General features: G+C 72.5%; 18 protein-coding genes and 1 tRNA gene. 9 read left to right on the plus strand and 10 right to left on the minus strand.

The window, feature by feature from the left end:
- Positions 1 to 40: 40 nt before the first annotated feature.
- From OG904_RS02230 to OG904_RS02245, 4 genes are all read right to left on the minus strand, one after another.
- On the minus strand, positions 41 to 3,064 hold the full coding sequence (locus OG904_RS02230; protein ID WP_405486792.1) for an alpha-mannosidase: 3,024 nt from the start codon (positions 3,062 to 3,064) through the stop codon (positions 41 to 43).
- Between the two features lie 85 nt (positions 3,065 to 3,149).
- Positions 3,150 to 4,025 (minus strand): carbohydrate ABC transporter permease, encoded by an 876-nt coding sequence (locus tag OG904_RS02235; RefSeq protein WP_405486794.1) that lies wholly within the window; start codon positions 4,023 to 4,025, stop codon positions 3,150 to 3,152.
- Positions 4,022 to 4,915: a carbohydrate ABC transporter permease gene (locus OG904_RS02240; protein ID WP_405486796.1), complete on the minus strand. Its 894-nt coding sequence runs from the start codon at positions 4,913 to 4,915 to the stop codon at positions 4,022 to 4,024. Before OG904_RS02240 ends, OG904_RS02235 begins: the two co-directional genes overlap by 4 nt.
- Positions 4,916 to 4,974: 59 nt before the next feature.
- Positions 4,975 to 6,312 carry an ABC transporter substrate-binding protein gene (locus OG904_RS02245; protein ID WP_405486798.1) on the minus strand — a complete coding sequence of 446 codons (1,338 nt, stop codon included), beginning with the start codon at positions 6,310 to 6,312 and terminating at the stop codon, positions 4,975 to 4,977.
- Positions 6,313 to 6,617: 305 nt separating this feature from the next.
- On the opposite strand from OG904_RS02245, the gene OG904_RS02250 reads away from it, so the two are divergent.
- Together OG904_RS02250 and OG904_RS02255 are read left to right on the plus strand one after the other, a co-directional pair.
- Positions 6,618 to 6,690, plus strand: a tRNA-Cys gene (locus OG904_RS02250).
- 2 nt (positions 6,691 to 6,692) lie between these two features.
- Complete coding sequence (locus OG904_RS02255) at positions 6,693 to 8,660, plus strand: hypothetical protein (protein WP_405486800.1); 1,968 nt, start codon at positions 6,693 to 6,695, stop codon at positions 8,658 to 8,660.
- 43 nt (positions 8,661 to 8,703) lie between these two features.
- Here the strand turns inward: OG904_RS02255 and OG904_RS02260 are convergent, their stop codons facing one another.
- Entirely contained in the window at positions 8,704 to 9,060 is a 357-nt protein-coding gene (locus OG904_RS02260) for a hypothetical protein (protein WP_405486802.1), read from the minus strand.
- 182 nt (positions 9,061 to 9,242) lie between these two features.
- Here OG904_RS02260 and OG904_RS02265 point away from each other — a divergent pair, with 182 nt between their 5' ends.
- Complete coding sequence (locus tag OG904_RS02265) at positions 9,243 to 9,692, plus strand: universal stress protein (RefSeq protein ID WP_405486804.1); 450 nt, start codon at positions 9,243 to 9,245, stop codon at positions 9,690 to 9,692.
- 6 nt (positions 9,693 to 9,698) lie between these two features.
- Here OG904_RS02265 and OG904_RS02270 read toward each other — a convergent pair whose 3' ends face one another.
- The 3 genes from OG904_RS02270 to OG904_RS02280 are packed head-to-tail and all read right to left on the minus strand — an operon-like array spanning position 9,699 to position 12,667.
- Positions 9,699 to 11,006, minus strand: coding sequence for a penicillin-binding transpeptidase domain-containing protein (locus tag OG904_RS02270; RefSeq protein ID WP_405486806.1), 1,308 nt, complete (start codon positions 11,004 to 11,006; stop codon positions 9,699 to 9,701).
- 38 nt (positions 11,007 to 11,044) lie between these two features.
- Entirely contained in the window at positions 11,045 to 11,989 is a 945-nt protein-coding gene (locus tag OG904_RS02275; protein WP_405486808.1) for a serine/threonine dehydratase, read from the minus strand.
- Between the two features lie 33 nt (positions 11,990 to 12,022).
- Entirely contained in the window at positions 12,023 to 12,667 is a 645-nt protein-coding gene (locus OG904_RS02280) for a TetR/AcrR family transcriptional regulator (RefSeq protein WP_405486810.1), read from the minus strand.
- Between the two features lie 228 nt (positions 12,668 to 12,895).
- On the opposite strand from OG904_RS02280, the gene OG904_RS02285 reads away from it, so the two are divergent.
- The 5 genes from OG904_RS02285 to OG904_RS02305 all read left to right on the plus strand — a co-directional run bounded on the left by OG904_RS02285 (position 12,896) and on the right by OG904_RS02305 (position 17,408).
- Complete coding sequence (locus OG904_RS02285) at positions 12,896 to 14,620, plus strand: ricin-type beta-trefoil lectin domain protein (RefSeq protein ID WP_405486812.1); 1,725 nt, start codon at positions 12,896 to 12,898, stop codon at positions 14,618 to 14,620.
- The gene (locus OG904_RS02290; RefSeq protein WP_405486814.1) at positions 14,602 to 14,754 is read left to right on the plus strand and encodes a hypothetical protein; all 153 of its coding nucleotides are present in this window, start codon (positions 14,602 to 14,604) and stop codon (positions 14,752 to 14,754) included. Before OG904_RS02285 ends, OG904_RS02290 begins: the two co-directional genes overlap by 19 nt.
- An 18-nt stretch (positions 14,755 to 14,772) precedes the next feature.
- Positions 14,773 to 15,177 carry an alpha-N-acetylglucosaminidase C-terminal domain-containing protein gene (locus OG904_RS02295; RefSeq protein WP_405497704.1) on the plus strand — a complete coding sequence of 135 codons (405 nt, stop codon included), beginning with the start codon at positions 14,773 to 14,775 and terminating at the stop codon, positions 15,175 to 15,177.
- A 295-nt stretch (positions 15,178 to 15,472) separates the two neighbouring features.
- Positions 15,473 to 15,751: a hypothetical protein gene (locus tag OG904_RS02300; RefSeq protein ID WP_405486816.1), complete on the plus strand. Its 279-nt coding sequence runs from the start codon at positions 15,473 to 15,475 to the stop codon at positions 15,749 to 15,751.
- A 76-nt stretch (positions 15,752 to 15,827) separates the two neighbouring features.
- Positions 15,828 to 17,408 carry a molybdopterin-dependent oxidoreductase gene (locus OG904_RS02305; protein ID WP_405486818.1) on the plus strand — a complete coding sequence of 527 codons (1,581 nt, stop codon included), beginning with the start codon at positions 15,828 to 15,830 and terminating at the stop codon, positions 17,406 to 17,408.
- Positions 17,409 to 17,424: 16 nt separating this feature from the next.
- On the opposite strand, the gene OG904_RS02310 is transcribed toward OG904_RS02305, so the two are convergent.
- Together OG904_RS02310 and OG904_RS02315 are read right to left on the minus strand one after the other, a co-directional pair.
- Positions 17,425 to 18,387: an exonuclease SbcCD subunit D gene (locus OG904_RS02310; RefSeq protein ID WP_405486820.1), complete on the minus strand. Its 963-nt coding sequence runs from the start codon at positions 18,385 to 18,387 to the stop codon at positions 17,425 to 17,427.
- Positions 18,388 to 18,473: 86 nt separating this feature from the next.
- The gene (locus OG904_RS02315) at positions 18,474 to 19,256 is read right to left on the minus strand and encodes a hypothetical protein (RefSeq protein ID WP_405486822.1); all 783 of its coding nucleotides are present in this window, start codon (positions 19,254 to 19,256) and stop codon (positions 18,474 to 18,476) included.
- 326 nt (positions 19,257 to 19,582) lie between these two features.
- Between OG904_RS02315 and OG904_RS02320 the strand changes: the two genes are divergently transcribed.
- Positions 19,583 to 20,653, plus strand: coding sequence for an alpha/beta hydrolase (locus OG904_RS02320; RefSeq protein WP_405486824.1), 1,071 nt, complete (start codon positions 19,583 to 19,585; stop codon positions 20,651 to 20,653).
- Positions 20,654 to 20,687 lie beyond the last annotated feature (34 nt).

The raw sequence follows: 20,687 nt of genomic DNA on the forward strand, positions 1-20,687 counted from the left end.
CAGGGCACCCCGGCCTGTGCGGGCGCCCTGCGGTTCGGGGTCAGGTGCGGTGGAGGCGGAGCGTGACGAGCTGGAACGGGCGCAGGGTGAGGGCCACCGTGCCGTCCGGGGCGGGGGCGGAGACGGCGGTGCCGTGCAGGGGGCGCTCCAGCAGGTCGCTCTCCACCGCCGCCGACAGGGGGAAGCCCGCCGTCAGGGTGGCCCGCGCCCGGCCGCCGCGGGATTCGTAGAGGCGGATCACGACGTCCCCGCTGCGGTCCTCGGCGAGTTTGACCGATTCCACGACCACCGCGTCCGTGTCGACCGTGACGAGCGGGGCGACCGGGCCCGCTCCGGTGACGGTCCGCTCCGGGAGGTTCAGTGCGTGGCCCTCGCGGACCGCGTCGCCGATGCCCGCGCCCGGGGCGAGTGAGAAGCGCAGGGTGTGCGCGCCCTGGTCGGTCTCCGGGTCGGGGTAGCGCGGGGCCCGCAGGAGCGAGAGGCGCACCGTGGTGGTCTGGCCGCCGTCGGGGCGCACGTCGCGGGTCACGTCGTGGCCGTACGTGGAGTCGTTGAGGACCGCCACGCCCCAGCCCGGCTCCTCCGCGTGGATCCAGCGGTGGGCGCAGATCTCGAACTTGGCGGCCTCCCAGGAGGTGTTGGTGTGGGTGGCCCGGTAGACGTGCCCGAACTGGGTCTCCGACGCTGAGCGTTCGGCCTTGACGTCCAGTGGGAAGGCCGCCTTGAGGAACTTCTCCGTCTCGTGCCAGTCCACGTCCGTGACGATGTCCACGGTCCCGGCTCCGGCCCGGAGGGTGACCGACTGGACGACCGAGGAGGAGCCGAAGGAGCGGGCCACCCGCACCGTGCACTGCGAGGCCTCGGCCTCCGTGACCTCCAGCGCGTCCACGTCCACCAGGTCGGTGACCTTGTTGCGGTAGAACTGGTCGATGTCCCACGCGTCCCACATGTTCGGGAAGTCGGGGTGGATCTGGAGCAGGTTCGCGGCGGCCCCCGGTGCGACCGACTCCCGGCCGGCCTCCAGGTCGTAGGCGGACACGAGCAGGCCGCGGCCGTCGATCTCCACGCGCAGCCGGCCGTTGGCGAGGACCTGTCCGCCGCCGTGCCGCGCCTCCACCGTGACCGGCCGCCCGGCGGCCACCGGGAGTCCCGCACCGCCGGCCGGGACCCCGCGCCGGGTGTGCGGGGCGCAGTTGAAGACGAGCTCCTCCTCGCCCTCGCCCGCCAGTGCCGTCTGCGCCTCCAGGGTGATCCCGAGCAGCTCCTCGCGCACCCCGGCGTAGGTCTCGCGCGCCTCGCGGTGCACCCAGGCGATGGAGGAGCCGGGGAGGATGTCGTGGAACTGGTGGAGCAGCACGGTCTTCCAGATCCGCTCCAGGTCCTCGTACGGGTAGGTGTACCCGGGGACCTTCACCGCGGCCGTGGACGCCCACAACTCGGCCTCGCGCAGCAGTGATTCGCTGCGCCGGTTGCCCTGCTTGGTCTTGGCCTGGGAGGTGTAGGTGCCGCGGTGCAGCTCCAGGTAGAGCTCCCCGGCCCACACGGGGGCGTCCCCGTACTCGGCGTGCGCCTTCTCGAAGAAGGCGTCGGGGCGCTCGATCTCCACGCGGGGGGAGCCTTCCAGGTCCCGCTGCCGCTTCGCGCGGGCGAGCTGCTCGCGGGTGGGGCCGCCGCCGCCGTCACCCCACCCGAAGGGGGCGAGCGAGCGCGAACCCCGGCCCTTCTCCTGGTAGTTGCGGGCGGCGTGCGCCAGCTGGGCGCCACCGAGGTCGGAGTTGTAGGTGTCGACGGGCGGGAAGTGCGTGAAGACGCGGGTGCCGTCGATGCCCTCCCACCAGAAGGTGTGGTGGGGGAACTTGTTGACCTGGGACCAGGAGATCTTCTGGGTCAGGAACCACGTGGAGCCGGAGAGCTTGACGATCTGCGGCATCGCGGCGGTGTAGCCGAAGGAGTCGGGCAGCCAGACGTTCTTCGTCTCGATGCCGAACTCGTCCATGAAGAACTTCTTGCCGTACAGGAACTGCCGGGCCATGGCCTCGCCGCCGACCATGTTGGTGTCGGACTCGACCCACATGCCGCCGACCGGGACGAACTGCCCGTCCGCGACCTTCTTCTTGATCCGCTCGAAGAGCTCGGGCCGGTGGGTCTTGATCCAGTCGAACTGCTGGGCCTGCGACATGGCGAAGACGAACTCGGGGTGCCCGTCCATCAGTCCCAGCATGTTGGACGAGGTGCGCGAGACCTTGCGCACGGTCTCGCGCAGCGGCCACAGCCACGCGGAGTCGATGTGGGCGTGGCCGATCGCGCTGATCCGGTGCGCGGAGGCGTTGGCGGGTGCGGCCAGTACGGCCGCGAGCCGTGCGCGGGCGGCGGCGGCCGTGCCGGGGACGTCACAGAGGTCGACCGCGTCGAGGGCGGAGTCGAGGGCGCGCAGGATCTCGTGGCGCCGGGCATCGCCCCCGTCGAGCTGGGTCATCAGGTCGTGGAGCACTTCGAGGTCCTGTACGAGTTCCCAGACCTCGGTCTCGAAGACCGTGAGGTCCATCCGGGCGAGCCGGTAGAGGGGCTGGTCGCCGCTGGTCCGCAGGTCCCCCTCGTAGGTGACCGAGTGGTCGACGAGGACCGGATTGGAGGCGGCTTCGACGTACCACTCGATCCGCTCGCCGCCGGCCGCGCGGTCACTGACGCGCACCCAGTCGTTGTACGGGTTGAGCGCCTTGATCTCCCCGCCGTCGGCTCGGTGGACCAGGCCCTCGCACTGGAAGCCGGGCATCATCCGGTCGAAGCCGAGGTCGAGCACGGCCTCCACCGTGCGGCCCGCCCACGCGGCGGGGACGGTGCCGGTGACCTTGAACCAGGTGGTGCCCCAGGCCGGGCCCCACGGGTCGCCCACGGCGCAGGGTTCGTACGCGGCCGCCAGGCCTTCGGCCACGGGAACGGGCTCACCGGGGGCTTCCCACCGCTCTACGGCCAGCGGGACCGGGCGGGAGTGGACGGCGGGCTTGATGCGCTCCTTGAGGACACGGCGCAGACGGTGTTCGGTGATGCTGCGGTCGTCGTGCATGACGGCTGCTCCAGGTTGGGGGTGAGAGCGGATCCTGAGGTTGGGGGGAAGCAGGGGAGTGCGGGGGCAGGCCCGGGGCGCCGGGTCAGGTCTTCACGGCTCCCTCGCCGACGCCCTTGAAGAAGAACCGCTGGAGCGCGAAGAAGAGGAGCATCATCGGGATCAGCGCGGCCATCGCGCCGGCGGCGATGATCCGCTGGTCGCTGACGGTGGTGGCGCCGGCCAGCGTCTTCAGGCCGAGCTGGAGGGTGTAGTTGTCGCTGTCTGTCAGCACCAGCAGGGGCCAGAGGAAGTCGTCCCACGCACCCATGAAGCTGGTGATGCAGACGACGGCCAGGGCTCCTCTGGCGGCGGGGAGGAAGACCCGGGTGAAGCGGGCCCATTCGCCCGCCCCGTCCAGGACCGCGGCCTCCTCCACCTCCCTGGGGACGGCGAGGAAGGCCGAGCGCATGATCATGATGTTGAGTACGGAGACGGCGCCGGGCAGCCAGACGCCGATGAGGGTGTCGACCAGACCCATCTCACGGACCGTGAGGAACATCGAGATCATCACGGACTCGAAGGGGAACATCAGCGTCGCCACCAGCACGGTGAAGACGGTCCTGCGGCCCTTCCACGCGGCCCGGGAGAGGGCGTAGCCGCCCATGGCCGCGAAGAGCATGTTCGAGGTGATGGCGAGGAGCGCGACCGTCAGCGTGTTCCCGGCGTACTGGAACAGCGGGAACGAGTCCGCGACCCGGAAGTAGTTCCCGAGGGTGGGCCGCGAGGGCAGCACCCCGTCGTACACGTTCTCGGTGCGCCCGCGGATCGAGGTCAGGAACTGCCAGACGATCGGCCCGAGCATGATCACGAGCATCAGGAGGAGCGTGGCGTACCGGCCGACGAGGCCCAGCCGGTACCGCCGGGCATCGGCTCCGACGCGCTTGCCCGCCGTGCTCCCGGAGGAGGGGAGGGTCCTCACCTTTCGTCTCCCTTCGACAGACGGCGGCCCAGCAGGCTGAAGACCAGTGTCAGGAGGAACAGCAGGATGGAGATGGCGGACGCGTATCCGGTCTCGCCGGAGAAGCCGAGGCCGACCTGCCGGATGAGGAAGGGCAGGGTGCGGGCGCCGCCGCCGGGGCCGCCGCTCTCGCCGCCGAGGATGTAGATCTCGGTGAAGACGCGCAGCGCGGAGATCGCGGAGAGGGTCCCGACCAGCAGCATCATCGGCTTCACCTGGGGGACGGTGATGCTGAAGAAGCGGCGTACGGGGCCGGCTCCGTCGATCGCCGCAGCCTCGTAGAGCGAGGCGGAGACGTTTCCGAGGGCCGCCAGGTAGAACACCATGTAGTAGCCGAGGCCCTTCCACACGGTCACGATCATCGCGGACACCAGCAGCATGGTGCTGTCGGTCAGGAACGGGATCGGATCGGAGACGATGCGCAGCTTCCGCAGCAGCGTGTTGACGAGACCGTCGCTGCGCAGCACCCACTGCCAGATGAGGCCGACGACCACGGCCGAGGCGATCACCGGGGTGTAGAACGCCGAGCGGAAGAAGCCGATGCCGGGGATCTTCGTCTGCACGAGGACCGCGAGGGCCAGCGGCAGGAACACCAGGCAGGGGACGACGACCACGAGGTACAGCACGCTGTTGCCGGTGGCCACCCAGAAGTCCGGGTCGGCGAATGCGCGGGTGTAGTTGTCGAAGCCGACGAACCCGCCGCCGCGCAGGATCTGCGCGTCGGTGAAGGAGAGGATCACGGTGTTGACGAACGGCCAGAGGCTGAACATCGTGACCATCACGAGGCCGGGGGCGAGGAAGAGGTACGGGGTCCACCACTTGCGGTGACTCAGTCCCGTCTCGGCCTCCATGGCCTTCCTCGCCTTCCCGGCTTTCCCTGCCCTACCGGCCCCTCCGGCCCTCCCGGCCTTCACTTCCGCGCCGACTTGGCGAGCAGCTCGTTGGCCTCCTCCTGCGCCTTGCGTACCGCCGTCCTGGCGTCCTGCTCGCCGTTGATGACCTTCTGCATCTCGCGCACGACCGCGTCACCGACCTGGTTGGTCCACTGGACGGGGGTGTTGGCGTCGAGCGCGGCGCTCTTCAGCTGCTCGGCGCCGACGGCGCGCGCCAGGGTCTCCGCGTCCTTGCCGTCGCCCTTGTCGGCGAAGTACGGGTCGGCCAGGCCCGCGGCGTTGGACGGGTAGATGGTGGCCTTCTTGGAGAAGGCCACCTGGTTGGGGCCGTTGGTGATCCACTTGGCGAACTCGGTCGCCGCGTCCAGGTGCTTGGTGTCCTTCCTGATGCCGAGCGACTGGGCGTAGATGCCGATGTGGCCGAGTTTTCCGGTGACGGCGGGGCCGACCTGCGTCCTGGCGTAGACCTGCGGGGCGTTCTGCTTGATGTCCCTGACGAAGCCCGGGGAGCCGGGACCGAAGGCGATCTTCCCGCTGCCGTACAGCTGGCTGATGTCGTCGCTCTTGAGCAGGGACTCCTTGGGCATGGCGCCCTTGGCGTACAGGTCCTTCATCCGCTCGGCCCACTCGACGGCCTTGCCGGTGTCGAAGGTGAAGGCGTCCTGCTTCTCGTTGAGGATCGGGACGCCCATCTTCTGCCAGTCCCCGGGCAGCCGCCCCTTGGGGTCGGCCATGAACGCGGAGTACTGGCCACCGGACTTGGCCGCGATCTGCTCGGCGTAGTCGAAGAACTGCTCCACGCTCGTGGGCGGTTTCGCCGGGTCGAGGCCGGCCCTCTCGAAGAGGTCCTTGTTGTAGGTGAGGATCTCCGGGGTCACGTACCAGGGGTACGCGTACACGCCGTCTCCCTTGCCGGGCAGCTTGAACTGCTTCCAGGCGCCGGGGACGTAGTCCTCGGCGACCTCCGGGTCGAGCCTGGCCACATCGGCGAGCATCCCGCGGTCGCCGAGGAGCTGGAAGGAGTCGGTGGAGAGGTTGACCACGTCGGGGAGCGCCCCGGCCTGGGCGTCGGCCACGAGCTTCTCGTTGTAGCCGTCGCCCGGCACGTCCTCCCATGTGACCTCCACGTCCGGGTACCGCTCCTCGAACGCGTCGATGACGCCCTGCACGTACGAGGTGAACACCGGCTTCAGCTGGAGGGTGCGGAACGTGATCCGTCCGGACACCTTTCCGGTCCGCTCCCCCTCCTTCACGTCCCCCGCTCCCCCGCTCATGCCGCACCCGGAGGCCGCCAGGAAGGCACCGGCCACGAGCGTGCTGATGGCCGTACGGGTCACGCGCTTACGGGTCGTCATCGTCGCCGCCTCCAGGGGGAGTTCCAAGGTCCCGCCAATATGACCAATTTCCCGACCGGCAAGCATCCGCGTGTCCCGAATTACGGCAGGGCGTGGGAACACCGTCCGAAAATCACTCCATCACCATGGCGTTTACCTCCACTGATGCGCTTTAGTTCTCATTCGCTTTGGCGTGATGTCGATTCACTGGATAACTTGCACTAATGCGGTTTATCTCGCCCACCGCGAGGTGTCTTTGCCGGCCTTGCGGTCGAGTCGGCGAACCCCATGGACCCGACGGCCCCGTCCGGGGTAGATTCGCGCCACGGCGTGTAGCTCAGCAGCCAGAGCACCGACCTGCACAGTCGGAGGGCGCAGGGGCAGGACCTGCCACGCCGGCGATGAACGAGAAATCCACGTGGCCCGGCTGGGCCCGCTCCGGCGCGGCGCACGCGCGGATACGGCCCTACGAGCGGGAGGCCGCCCGGCTGGCGGGCGTACCGCAGACCCGGCGCGCCCTCTTCGCGCACGGCCTCACCGAACCGGGTCTCGCCGGGCTCGGCTCGCTCCTGGAGCACGGCCGCTACGAGATCCACGCACCCCAGGAGGCCGCGCTGCTGTGCGTGGCGTGGCTCCTGCGCGCCGGGGAGCGGGAAGCCGCCGCCGGACTGACCTCGCTCCTGGAGCCGTTCGCCGATCACCTGCCCTGTACTCCGCGCCCCCGGGTCACCGGCCCCGAGGCGTACGGCCCCGAGGTCACCGGCCCGGCCCGCGAGGCGGCCCGGCTGCTCGCGCGGCGGCGGCCGAACCCCGCCGTCGCCGCGCAGCGCGAGGCGCTGACCGTATGGCGGCCCTTCGAGGACGAGTTGCTCGCGTACTGGCTGCGCGCGTTCGCGCACGACATGTACGCGTACGACTCCCACTCCGCGCGCACGGAGGGCGCCGAACTGCTGAAGCGGTACGGGGCCCTGGCGGCGGCCCACCCCCTGACCGGCCGCCACCGCGACCCCAAGTCGAACCCGGCCATCCTGCGGCGGGCCCTGGAGGAGACGGTCGATGGCCGTGAACTGGGCTCCCGGCAGGCCGGCTTGCTGCGGCACGCCGTCACCTCGATGGTCGCCAGGCGCGGGCGGCCCGGTTCCCCCGAGCACACCCGGCTGCGCCAGGAGCAGGTCCGCCAAGCCGCCCTCCTGCGGGGGCCGTTCGCCCCGGCAGTGCGGCCAGGCGCGGTGCCGGGCGTCGCGGGCCCGGCAAGATCCGAAAGAGACGGCCTGGCCGCCGCCGAGGAGGCGCGGGCGGCGTGGGAGTCCGGGCTCTCCGGGGTCCGCGTGCCGCTGCGCGTCGGGGAGGCCCTCGCCCGGGCGTACCACCCGGGGGTCACCGACACCGCGCTGCGGACCCTGCTGGCGAAGCTCTACCAGGGCAGTGCCCGGTACAACCACGGGCTGTGGAACTTCGCGCACCTCAGGGAGCTCCCCTGGATCCGCGCCGTGGCGGGGCCGCCCTCGCCCGGGCCCGCGCCGCTCGGCCCGGCCCTGCGCCGACTCGCCGCCCTGGCCATGGCTCCGTACACCGGATCCGGGACGGGGACCGGCTCCGGATCCTCCGACTCCGCCGACTCCTCCGACTCCGCCGAGTACCCCGGCTCCTCGGAGTACCCCGGCTCCTCCGACTCCTCGGAATACCCCGGCTCCTCCGAATACTCCGACTGCTCCGCCTCCGTCAGCGACCCGAGCGGACCACTCGTCCGGGGGCTGTCCGAGCTGGCCCGGGCGGCCGGGGTCACCGCGTCGTTCGCGGTGGAGCCGTTCGCCGATTCGTACTCCGGCTGCGTGAACGCGCAGGTGCTGCCCGCCGCACGGGTGGCAGCCGGCCTGCTGCGCGGGACGCCGTACGAGCGCTACTACTCCATCGACTTCGCCGCCGTGCGCGCCATGGCCGACGCGGACGACAGGGAGGCTTTCGCCCGGCTCTGCTCCGTGCGCGCGGGGCACCCCGCCCCCGGAGTCCTGTACCGAGATCCCCGGGGCTCCTCGGAGGTCGCCGGCAATGCCGCCGTGATCGAACAGGTCCGGATCCTCACGGCGTTCAACCTCGCCGCGCTGGTCGTCCAGACCGGCGTCGACCCCCGGCCCGATCCGCGGGAGCTCGCCCGGGCCGCGTTCACCGCCATGCGCAGACGGTCGGCCACACCCCGCACGAGGGCCCGCGCCTGCCGGCACCTGCTGTTCCACCTGTCGCTGTGCGACGCGGACCAGCGGGCGGCCGTCCTCGAAGGGATCGCCGCCGAAACGGCCCGCCTCCCGGCCTGCACGGCCGGCCGGCTCGTGCCCCTGATCGCGGACGTGCGACTCGCGACGGCTCCGTAGAGCCCCGCCCACGCGCCGCCACCACGGACGCGCGCCGAAGGTCCTACTTCAGTCGGTAGTCGGCCTTCTCCGCGAGCTTGCCGTCCTTGAAGCAGAAGCGGAACACCGTGTTGCCGTCACCGGCGCTGGAGAGGTACCAGGCGCACTGGCTGCCCGCGGGCTCGACGGGGCCGCCGTCCTTGAGGGTCGATTTCACGAAGGTCTCCCCCGAGGGCAGCTTCGCACGGACCTCGGACTCGGAGTCGCCGGCCTTGACGGCCTCGTACACCTTGGGGTCGACCAGGGTCTTGTCGGCCACGTCCACCAGTTTGCCGACCCCGAAGAGCAGCACCACGAGCAGTCCGATCCCCGGGACCACCGCCACCAGACAGCCGATCAGACATCCATTGCGTCGTGCCACGTCCCGCTCCTCGTCGTCCGGCGAACGGTTCCCGTTCGTCACCACCCACTCTCGCAAGCGGGGACCTCCCGCGCTGTACTCCAAAGTCTTCGGTCCGCGCAACGATCGTCGTTCGAGGTCAGGCCGGGCGGGGCGTGTATACAGGATGAGAACGATCATTCGGATGAACGTGAGGATTCACCGTGACCCAGAACACCGAGCCCCTGATCGTCGTCGGCGTGGACGGTTCGAGCCACTCGAAGCAGGCCCTGCGCTGGGGGGTCGCCCAGGCGAAGGCCATCGGCGGCCGGGTGCACGCCGTCATGAGCTGGGAGTGGAACACCAACCCCTTCGGCGTGAGCGCGTCAGAGCGGAACGAGCTGGTCACCGCCGAGGAGGCGGCCCGGCAGAAGCTCTCCGACACGGTGGCGGAGGCGGTCGGCACCTCGCCGGGCGTTCCGGTCTTCCGCCGGGTGGAGCAGGGCTCGCCCGCGCAGGTGCTGGTCGACGCCTCGAAGGAAGCCGCCCTCACGGTCGTCGGCACCCGCGGCTACGGCGGCATCAGGGGCGCGCTGCTGGGCTCGGTGAGCCAGCAGGTGGTCCAGTACGCGGCCAGTACGGTCGTCGTGGTCCGTGAGGACGACTCCGCCTGACGGGAGCTACCTCTTGTCGGCCCCGGCGATCCGCGCCGCGATCGGGCCCGCCTGCGAGGTGCCGTCGGTGGGGGAAGACAGGCAGACGGCGACGGCCAGCGGGCGGCCGGACGGGGAACGCGTGGAGGACAGCGCCCAGGAGACCGAAGCCGAGGGAACCCATGCGACGGCCGGGGCGCCGAGCGCCGACCGCAGCTGGTCCGCCGTGCGCTGGGAGACGGCGCGCTGGGCGGGCACGGGTGTCTTCGGGCTGGTGACCGTGCTGGGGTGGACCAGGTTGCCTCCGTTGGCGAGCACGGCCATCACCATGGCCATCTGCACCGGGGTGGCCTTGACCTCGAAGAGGCCGTTGGCCATGAGGGCGAGCTGGGTCGGGTTCCCGGGCTTGCTCGGCCAGGTGCTTTCGAAGGCGCGCACGGGCGTGTCCATCGTGTCGTCGCCGAATCCGAATGCCGTCGCCGTCGAGGCCAGCGCGTCGGCGCCCAGCTCCGAGGCGATGGCGGCGAAGACGTTCGCGCACGCGTACCGCAGGGCCACCCGCAGGCTGGCGTCGGTGCAGTGGGCCGGATCGCCGGAGAACCCGGTCGTGCTCTGCGGGGCGAGGTACACGGCCGGGCTGCGGGTCGGGGTGTCCACGGACGGGAGGAGGCCCTTCTCCAGGGCGGCGGCCGCGACGAGTACGTGGACGGCCGCCCCCGGGTTCTCGACGTCGCGCAGTGCCCGGTTCTTCATGGGGCCGTCGAGGCCCTGGGCCTTCAGCTCGTTCCACGCCCCTTCGTCGGCCTGCGTGTTCCCGCTGAAGGAACCCGGGTCGAACGACGGGGCGCTCACCAGGCCGAGGACGGCTCCGGTCTCCGCGTCGAGGGCGACCGCGGCGCCCTGTCGGCCGCGCAGTGCGTCGAAGGCGGCACGCTGTACCGCGGGGTCGATGGTCGTCGCCACGTCCTTCCCCGCGTCGATGTCGGCCGCCAGTACGCCCTCGAGTCCTCCGGCGGCGCCGAAGGCCAGGGACCGGTAGCCGGTGACCGGTGCGTACAACTCCCCGTCGGTGTACGTACGTTTGAACGGCGCCTTGGGGATTCCGGAGGCCTGCGAACCCGTGACGGGACGTCCTGCGACGAGGATGTCCCCGGGGCTTCCGGCCGGCTTGGGAGCGGGCGGCTTCGCGTCCTGGGCCGTCCCGGTGCCACCCTCGGCACCCGGCCGGCCCCCGGCCGGGTCCCGCTCGTCCCCGGCGCATCCCGACACGCAGGCGGCCAACAGCGTTACGAGCGTGGCGAGTACGAGGGCCGGGCGGCGCGGCGGCAGGAGCATGCGGTCATCCTAGGACCGCCCCGGCGCGGCCCGGGCGGTCATCCCACGACCGCCCCGGCGCGGCCCAGGTCCGACGGGTCCGTGTTCGCTCCGCACAGCACCACGGCGACCCGGTCGCCCAGCGGTCCGGGCGCGGTGCGTACGGCCGCGAGCGCGGTGGCGGCGCCCGACTCGACCACGATGCGGTGCTCCTCCCAGAGCGCGCGCCGGGCCGCGGTGATCGCCGCGTCCGGGACCAGGACCGATGCGGCGTTGTCCGCCCGTACGGCGGCCAGTGCGTCCGCGGAGACCCGGGTCGCTCCGAGCGAGTCGGAGGCCACCGAGTCCACGGGGACGTCCACGGGCCGGCCCGCTTGGAGGGCCGCGTTCAGGGCGCGGCAGTTCTCCGGCTCGGCCGCGACCACCCGTACTCCGTGCTCCCGGGCGGCGGTGGCGATGCCGGCGAACAGCCCGCCGCCGCCCACCGCGACGACGACCGTGTCCAGGCCGGGCAGGGCGGCGCGGATCTCGTCGAGCAGGGTCCCGGCTCCCGCCGCGATCAGCGGATGGTCGTAGGCGTGGCTGCTCAGCGCCCCGCTCCCGGCGGCGAACTCCCGGCACGCGGCCAGCGCTTCGGCGTACCGGTCGCCGACGAGCCGTACGTCGGCCCCGTAGCCGCGCAGCCGTTCCACCTTCACGCGCGGGGCACCGGTCGGCAGGAACACGGTGGCCGGCACCGATTCGGCGCGGGCCGCCCAGGCGCAGGCGAGTCCGGCGTTGCCGCCGGAGGCGATGGTGACCCCGGCGTCCGGAAGGGTGCCGGCGGCGCGGTGGGCCGCGAGGAAGTTGCGGGCACCGCGCGCCTTGAAGGAGCCGGTGTGCTGGAGGTACTCCAGCGCGTACGAGATGCCCCCGCCCGCCGGTATCACCGCGACGGGCCGTACCGCCCCGGCGATCCGGCCGGCGGCCGCGCGCACGGCGGCGTAGTCGAGCTGCTGTTCCATGAACCCACTCCTGTCGTTCGAACCGGTCCGCCGTCAGGCTCCGGCGGGCCGGGCTGCCTCGATCAGCTGGCGCAGCGCGCCGTAGTACACCTCGTGGTCGGTCAGGGCGGGCAGTACGTCGGCCAGCGCGCCCGAGAGCACCGGGAACCCGGCGGGGTCCAGGGCGGCCAGCGCCGCGCGCGAGGCGGCGGTGGCGCCGGCCGGATCCCGGTGGTCCACGAAGGCCGCGCTGCCCAGGGTCAGCAGGTACATCCGCCGGTACACGGTCATCGCCCCGGCGGGGGTCATCCCTGCGGCCACGCTGTCGGCGAGCGCCGGTTCCACCAGCCGGGCCAGCAGCTGCCGCCCGAGCCAGGGACGCCCGCCGCGCAGGGCCGGCAGACCGGGGTGGGCCGTGAGGAGCCGGTAGAGGGCGGTGAACCGCTGTTCGGTGGCCTCGGCCCAGCCGGTGCCCTCCGGGATCTCGGGCAACTGGGCGGCGAGGTGCTCGGTGCAGAGGTCGAGCAGGCCGGCGAGGTCGGTGCAGCGGCGCTGGACGGTGGCGTGCGAGACCTCGAGCCGGTCGGCGAGGGCCCGGAAGCTGAGCGCGCCGGGCCCCTCCTCGTCGAGGATCCGCAGGGCGGCGGCGGCGATCGCGTCGGGTGTCGCGCGGTCCAGGGCGGCTGATTTCCTCGGCATGGGATACATCGTATCAGCCACTGTCACATCCGGCGTCATGGCCAGTGACACAGCCATCGTCACATCCACTGTCACAGCCGCCGTACCGAACCTCGGGTCAACCCCTTCGTGTGACATCAACTGCGCCCATATTGCTGGTCATGAGGCAATATCCATCGACTTATGTTGACAGAGGGTAGTCACACCGCTGCACTGAGCGCTCGACAGCCCCCTCGTCAAGGAGACTCCGTGCCGCCTCGCCTGCGTGCGTCGCTCCCCTGTCTGACCGCGGCCGCCCTGCTCGCCCTCGCACTCTGCCCCGCCCCGGCGACGGCCGAGCCCACCGGGCCCGACGCGACGTCCGCCACCCCGCTCGCGCTCACCCCACCCATGGGCTGGAACAACTGGGCGCACTACATGTGCGACATCGACGAGGCCAAGGTCGTGGCGAACGCCGACGCGCTCGTGTCCACCGGCCTGGCCGCCAAGGGCTACGACACGGTCACCGTCGACGACTGCTGGATGGAGAAGAGCCGCGACGCGGACGGCGCCCTCGTCGTCGACACGGAGAAGTTCCCGCACGGCATGGCCTGGCTCGGCCGGTACCTGCACGCCAGGAAGCTCAAGTTCGGCATCTACGAGGACGCCGGCCACCTCACCTGCGAGCGCTACCCCGGCAGCGGCGCCCCCGAGGGCGGCGGCCCCGACCACTACGCCCGCGACGCCCGGCAGTTCGCCTCCTGGGGGGTGGACTACGTCAAGATGGACGGCTGCAACCTCTGGGTGCCCGAGGGCCGGACCAAGGAGCAGGCCTACCGGGACGCCTACAACTCCGTCGCCAGGGCGCTGCGCGAAAGCGGCCGGGACATGGTGCTGTCGGCTTCCGCGCCCGCCTACTTCCAGCAGGGCGAGTGGGGCGGTTCCGACTGGCACAAGGTGATCGACTGGGTCGGCGAGACCGGCCAGCTGTGGCGCGAGGGCCGGGACATCAAGGTCTACAAGCCGACCGCACCGGACACCTCGCGCTGGAGCTCGGTCATGGGCAACTACGGCTACAACCGCTGGCTCGGCCGGTACGCGGGCCCGGGCAACTGGAACGACCCCGACTTCCTGATCGCGGGCGCACCCGGGCTCACCGCGGCGGAGAGCCGCAGCCAGGTCGGCCTGTGGGCCATGATGGCCGCGCCGTTCATCCTGTCCTCCCAGGTCTCCGAGCTCACCGCGGCCGGGCTCGCCGCCCTCGGAAACACCGACCTGATCGCGCTGGACCAGGACCCGATGGGCCGGCAGGGCGCGGTGGTCTCCTCCAACGCCACCTTCGACATCCTCGTGCGGCCGCTCGCGAACGGGGACCGCGCGGTCGCCGTCCTCAACCGGTCCGGCGCCACCCGCGACATCCGCGTACCGCTCGACGAGATCGGGCTGGGCTCCTGCACCGTCGGCACGAAGGACCTCTGGAAGGGGCAGGTCGACGAGGTGTCCGACGCCCTGACCGGGACGCTGGCCGCGCACGACACCGGTGTCTGGCGGCTCACCCCGCGTGCCGGCTGCGCACCGGCCGTACCGACCGGGCAGATCACCGGACGGGGCACCGGCACGGGCGCCGCGTGCGCCGACGGGGCGAACACCACGGCTGTCGGCGCCGTCGTCATGGGCGCCTGCACGGGTGCGCCCGACCAGCGCTGGACCCTGGACCGGGACGGCGGCCTGCGGCTGGCCGGCGAGTGCCTGTCGGTGGGCGCGGAGCAGCTCGTGGAACTGGCCGACTGCTCCTCCGGCCGGCGGCGCCGGGAGCCGGGGCAGAGCTGGACGCCCCGCCGGGACGGAGCCCTGGTCGAGGACACGAGCGGACTCTGCCTGACGGCGCCCGCCGCCCCGGCGGCCCCCGCCGAGCCGGGCACCCCCGCCGAGCGGCTGCGGCTGGCCCCCTGCGGCGACCACCAGGTCGACCAGGCGTGGGCCCTGCCGGTCTGACGGTCCGCACCCATGGGGAAGCGGACCCGGCCCGGCAGGCCCTCGCCAACCACTCGCGGGTGCTGCTGCCCCGGATCACGGAGGCCTACGAGGCCCAGGACGTGGACCTGTTCCGCGAGCTGACCGCCGAGTGAGCCCGCCGGGAGAAGCAGCTGGACGCGCTCGTCGGCTCGGATCCGAACTTCCTGCCCGGCTCCTGGCTGTCGGCCGCCCGCGCGCACGGCGCGGACCCGGCCGAGGCCGACCGGTACGAGTACGACGCCCGCTCGGTCCTCAGCGTGTGGGGCCCGCAGAGCACCAGTGAGGGCGGCTTCCTGCACGACTACGCGAACCGCGAATGGAACGGCCTGATCAGCGAGTTGTACGCGCCGCGCTGGTCCTCGTACTTCGCCTCGCTGGAGGAGGCGCTGGTGCGCCGGGCGGCGCCGCAGGCCATCGACTGGCACGGCTTCGAGGACGACTGGGCCCGGCTCACCACCCGTCACCCGGACCGGCCGACCGGGGACCCGCACGTCCTGGCGTCCGGGATCGCGGCCACGCTGCCCGAGGCCGAATAACCTACACCAGAGGGGCGGTGGGGATCCCCGGATGACGCGCCGCTCACCCTCCGGGGGGAATCTCCCCACTCTCCCGGGGGACAAGCGGGCCGACTGCCCGTCGGGCGGACGGGGCGCTGGGTTCACTGCCGGAATCTGACGGGATTCGATCAGGGGCGGTCACCGGGACGATCCGGTGACCGCCCCTTGCGACGCCGTCACGACCGCACCGCACCGCACCGCACCACCGCTGCTCATCGCCGCCGCCGTCAGCCACCGCCGGCCGCCTCCAGCCACCGCCGGAAGGACTCCCGCCATGTCCGAGACCGACCCGAACCGGCCCTCCCCGACCCTGGAGCTGCTGGCCCTCCTCACCGGTGGGGCCGCCGGACCCGCCAGACCCGCCGACGGCGGCGACGCCACCGATCCCACCGCCGACCGGTTAGCGCGGTCAGCGGATCCGGGGCTCCGCTCCGACCTGCGGGAACGGCTCACCGACGGGATCGTGGAACTGCGCAAGCGCGGGGGGACCACCAGCCACCGGGCCGTGCTCCCACCGGACGCGGAGAGCGGGTCCGACCACCCCCACGAGTGACCGGAGCGGGTGTTCGGGCGCACGCTGGAAGCCGGGGGGTACCAGTTCCACCGGACCGGGCGGACGGTGACTCCGGATGACGCGTACGAGAACACCGAAGCGGTACGCGCTCGCCGCCCTCGGCGGGCTGCTGGCCGCGTTCGCCGGACTGGTCCTGGCGCAGCTCGTGGCGGTGGCCGTCCGGCCCGAGGCCGCCCCGCTCGCCGCGGTCGGCGGTGCAGTGGTCGACCGCACCCCGGCCGCCGTCAAGGAATGGGCGGTCCGCCAGTTCGGGACGGACGACAAGCTGGTCCTGACCCTCGGCATCGGCGCCGTGCTGGCCGCCGCGGCGGTCGCGGCGGGGCTGCTCGCCGTACACCACCTGCCCTCGGCCGCCTCGCTGGCGGCCGCCTTCGGGGCGCTCGGCGCGGCGGCCGCACTCAGCCGCCCGGAGGCGTCCTGGAAGGACGCGCTGCCCTCCCCGGCGGGCGGAATCACGGCCGCCGGAGTGCTGTACCTGCTGGTCACCGCCTTGAACCGACCCCCGCCGCGGACTCTGCCCGGCGGCTCCGGAAGGATCGGTGCCATGGACCGGCGCGGCTTCGGCCGCCTCGCCCTCGCCACCCTGGTGGTCTCCGTCGGGGCCGGGTACGCCGGGCGGCGGCTCGGCGCCCACGGCTCCGCGGGAGCCACGGCCTCGCGGGCCGGCCTCGTCCTCCCGCGGCCCGCCGTCCCGGCCCCGCCGGTACCGGCCGGGGCGGACCTGCGGATCCCCGGGACCGCCCGCTTCCTCACCCCGGACCAGGAGTTCTACCGCGTGGACACCGCCCTGGTCGTCCCGCGCGTGGACGCGGACTCCTGGCGGCTGGACATCCACGGCGACGGAGTGGCCAGGCCCCTCACCCTGGATCTGCGGGAGCTGCTCTCCCGGCCCCTGGTCGAGCACGACATCACCCTCACGTGCGTGTCCAACGAGGTCGGCGGCCCGTACGCGGGAAACGCGCGCTGGCTCGGCGTACGCCTCGCCGACCTGCTCCGCGAGGCGGGGGTCCGGCCGCCGTCGCAGGGCGGACCCGCCGACCAGCTGGTGGCGCGTTCGGTGGACGGGATGACGCTCGGCACCCCGGTCGAGGCCGTGATGGACGGCCGCGAGGCACTGCTGGCCGTCGGCATGAACGGCGAGCCGCTCTCCTTCCGGCACGGTTTCCCCGTACGGATGGTCGTGCCGGGCCTGTACGGGTACGTCTCCGCCTGCAAATGGCTGCGCGAGCTGCGCCTGACCACCTTCGGCGCGTACGACGCGTACTGGGTGCGCCGCTCCTGGGCCCAGCGGGCTCCGGTCAAGACCCAGTCCCGCATCGACACCCCGCGCGCCTCCGCCGAGCCGGCGGCGGGCCGGGTGGCCGTCGCCGGGGTGGCCTGGGCGCAGCACCGGGGCATCGCGCGGGTCGAGGTACGGGTGGACGCGGGCCCCTGGCGGGAGGCCCGGCTCGCGGAAGCCGACGGGGACGACACCTGGCGCCAGTGGGTGTGGTTCTGGGAGGCGGCTCCCGGCAGGCACGTCCTGGAGGTCCGCGCCACGGACCGTACGGGCGCCGTCCAGACCGGGGAACGCACCGGCACCCTCCCCGACGGGGCGACCGGGTGGCACTCCGTGGCGGTGCGGGTCCGGAGCTGACCCGGCCGACGGGATCCTAGGCGGGGCAGACCATCGCGCCCGGGCCGGCCAGGGCGCGGGCCGGGTGGAGGAGTGCTGGCGGGGTCCCGGCGCTGAGCGTCCAGATGACGGCGCCGCCGGCGGGCGGCTCCGCGACGGCTGCGAACCGGTCCCGCAGGTCGGCTTCGGCGGTCGCCCGGTGCGGGAGGTGCAGGGTCTCGTAGCGCACCGGGGCGGTGTCCACCTGCCGGATCCCGATCCGGTGGCCGGCACCGCCTGGGCCGGATCCGGGGCCGGAGTCCGGGCCGGGGCCCTCGATCAGCAGCTCGGTGAACCCGCGCCCGCCCGGCTCGCCGGGGCCGCGGGCGTGGGTGTTGCCCGGGTACACCGCGAACGCACCGGCGCCGGGGAGGAGCCGGTGGTGGACGTGGCCGAGCGCCCAGTAGTCGTATCCGGCGCGGGCCAGCGTTCGGGGGTCGGTCGGCGCACAGATCCGGCGGCTCCACGCGCCGTGCAGGCTGGTGTGCAGGAGCCCTATGTTCACGGTGCCGGGGACCCGGCCGGGGTATCCGGCGGCCAGGTCGCGGCGTTCGTCGGGCCCCGCCACCGACTGGCCGTGGACGGCGACGCCGAGGTCGGGCCAGACCACCGACTCGGGGGCGTCGGCGCCCAGCCAGCGCACCGACGGCGGGAGCTGCAGCTTCTGCGGCAGCGGGGTCTCCGCGTCGTGGTTGCCCGAGACCACGACGGTGCGCAGGCCCGCTTCGTGGAAGGTGCCGAGCGCGTCCTGGCAGGCGGCCAGCGCGCGGGCGTCGGCGTGGCGGCGGTCGAAGACGTCCCCGGCGACGAGCACCGCCTGGTAGCCGCCCCCGACGATCCGGCGCACGGCCGCGCGCAGGGCCTCGTACGGGGCCTCGTGCGGGTCCACCGCGGGCGCCCCGGGGTAGTCCGCCAGCCCGCGCAGCGCGGACCCTATGTGCAGGTCGGCCAGGTGGGCCACGCGTACCGGAGCAGGGGCCGGACCGGGTATCGGACCGGGTATCGGACCAGCGGTCGGACCGGATATCGGACCGGTCCCGGGCGTGTTCACCGGCCGAGGACCAGGTCGGTCTTGAAGGCGTCCCGCTCCAGCAGCCAGCCTTCCGCGCGGAGCTTGCCCATCAGGTCGGAGCGCAGCTCGACGGCCTCCCGGAGGGTGCGCCCCTTGGCCGTGATCTCGGCGAACCAGGTCAGCTCCCCGGACGCGGTCCGGATCCGGCTGACTTGTGTCTCCATCGCGTGATCCAGCATCCGGCCAGGGTAGTTGGCCTGCCTTACGGGACCGTGGAGACGGGATGAAGCGGTGACCGACTCGGCCCAACCGGCAGGTTTCGCACCCCACTTGGCGAGTTTCCCGGGGAGGCGGTCCAGGACGAGGGCGCGGGAGGCGTCGAGCCCGGGGAGCTCGCCGGGCGCCAGGCCCGGGACCGGCCGGCACTTCTTGTTCGTGAAGTCGAGGGTGGCTCGGGTGTGGCTGAGGTTGACCTGAACCGAGTAGTTCTGGTCGCCGACACCGAAGTTGTATCCGCTCGCCCGGTCCATCACGCGGCGCACCGCGGCCGGGTCCGCGCCGTCGCCGTCGATGTCGAAGCGGGCCTTGTAGGCGAGGCGGATGCGGTTCTCGTCGTCGTGGCGCCGGATGCGGACGATCCAGCCCTGGCCGCCCAGGCTCAGCCCGGCGTCGTCCACGTACTGCGCGACCTCGACGCGGCCGGGCGCGCCGAGCGACAGTGCGGCGGCCGCGGGCTCCGTGGGCAGGCCGTCGGCGTCCAGCACCCGGTCCGGGTCGAGCAGCAGTTTGACCTGATAGCCCGCGCGCGCCGCCGCCATCGGCGACACCCTGGCCCGCGTTCCGGATCGAATCCGTCGATTGGTGATTTTCCGCGTGTTCCGCATATCCCCGTCGATCATGCCGCATACGACACCAGCACGGACAAACCTCCGGAACCGCGCCGGTGAACAGGCGGTGAATCTACCGCAAGGCCGGAGACCTGAGCTGCCGGCAGCGGATATGGGGCGCCTCGCGACCCCCGCATTTGTACCGGTCCGGGCCCGACACGGTGCACGGCACCCTTCCCCGGAGCGGCGGGCACCGTAGATTTGACGTATTGTCCGGAATTCTCCATCACCTCGTCCGCACGTCAGGAGCCGGCGCAGTGGAGCTGACCAGTACGTCGTTCCTCGTGACGCTGATCGCCGTCACCGCACTCGCGATGCTCGCCGCGCTGCTCCTGTGGAACCGGATTCCCGGCCCCGGCTGGGTGCGCTGGCCGGCCCGGCTGGTGATGATCGGGGTCTGCCAGCTCACGGCCATCTGCGTGGTGGCCACCTGGATCAACGGCAGCTACGGCCTCTACTCCTCCTGGGACGACCTGCTGGGCACCGACACCGGGCAGGACCTCTCCGCCATGACCGGGCCGCCGCTCGGGCGGGCCAAGTTCACCCAGGGCGGCGACGGCACCCGTAGCACGTACTTCCGGGGCTCCCACTCGAAGCTCGCCGGCCAGGTGATCGTGTGGACTCCCCCCGAGTACGACGCACCGGGCGCGGACAAGACCCGCTTCCCCGTACTGATGCTGCTGCACGGCTACCCGGGCTCGCCGCGCTCCTGGATCGACATCGGCAGCATGCCGGGCGCCCTGGAGCAGCTGGTTCAGCTGGGCGCGGCGCACCCGTTCATCCTGGTGATCCCCGAGGTGGCCCCCGGAGGGGTGAACACCGACTGCACGAACACTCCCGCGCGCAAGGTGGCCAGCTGGCTCGCGGAGGACGTGCCCGACCTGGTCGCCAAGAACTTCCGCACGCTCCCCGAGCCCAGGGGCTGGGGGCTGATGGGCATCTCGACCGGGGCGTTCTGCGCGGCCAAGCTGCCGCTCCAGTACCCGAAGGCGTTCCGGGCGGGCGCGGCCCTGGACCCGGATCCGCTGACGGGCGACCCGGACGTGCTCGAGGATCCGGTGCTGCGGGAGCGCAACAGCCCGATGTGGCTGATCGAGCACACGAAGAAGGCGGACATCGGGCTGTTCCTCGCCACGTCCGCGCAGGACAAGGACAGCCCGCCGCAGCAGCTCACCGCCTTCACCGCGGCGGCCAAGGACTCCGGGGTCCGGATCAAGACCCTGGTCAGGCCGCAGGGCGGGCACAATTTCCAGACCTGGATCGGGATGTACCCCGAGGCGCTGGGCTGGCTGAGCACGGAGATCTCCCCGCCGGCGGTGGGCCGGTAGGCCCGGGGCCCGCAGACCCCGTAGACCCGCAGAC

Origin of the sequence: Streptomyces sp. NBC_00096 (assembly GCF_045041305.1) — a bacterium.
In the GTDB taxonomy this organism is placed as follows: Bacteria; Actinomycetota; Actinomycetes; order Streptomycetales; family Streptomycetaceae; genus Streptomyces.

Coding starts and splice junctions, on each gene's coding strand:
- OG904_RS02230 (WP_405486792.1), bottom strand. CDS start 3,064: ATGCACGACGACCGCAGCATCACCGAACACCGTCTGCGCCGTGTCCTC.
- OG904_RS02240 (WP_405486796.1), bottom strand. CDS start 4,915: ATGGAGGCCGAGACGGGACTGAGTCACCGCAAGTGGTGGACCCCGTAC.
- OG904_RS02245 (WP_405486798.1), bottom strand. CDS start 6,312: ATGACGACCCGTAAGCGCGTGACCCGTACGGCCATCAGCACGCTCGTG.
- OG904_RS02255 (WP_405486800.1), top strand. CDS start 6,693: ATGAACGAGAAATCCACGTGGCCCGGCTGGGCCCGCTCCGGCGCGGCG.
- OG904_RS02270 (WP_405486806.1), bottom strand. CDS start 11,006: ATGCTCCTGCCGCCGCGCCGCCCGGCCCTCGTACTCGCCACGCTCGTA.
- OG904_RS02275 (WP_405486808.1), bottom strand. CDS start 11,989: ATGGAACAGCAGCTCGACTACGCCGCCGTGCGCGCGGCCGCCGGCCGG.
- OG904_RS02280 (WP_405486810.1), bottom strand. CDS start 12,667: ATGCCGAGGAAATCAGCCGCCCTGGACCGCGCGACACCCGACGCGATC.
- OG904_RS02300 (WP_405486816.1), top strand. CDS start 15,473: ATGTCCGAGACCGACCCGAACCGGCCCTCCCCGACCCTGGAGCTGCTG.
- OG904_RS02305 (WP_405486818.1), top strand. CDS start 15,828: ATGACGCGTACGAGAACACCGAAGCGGTACGCGCTCGCCGCCCTCGGC.
- OG904_RS02315 (WP_405486822.1), bottom strand. CDS start 19,256: ATGGCGGCGGCGCGCGCGGGCTATCAGGTCAAACTGCTGCTCGACCCG.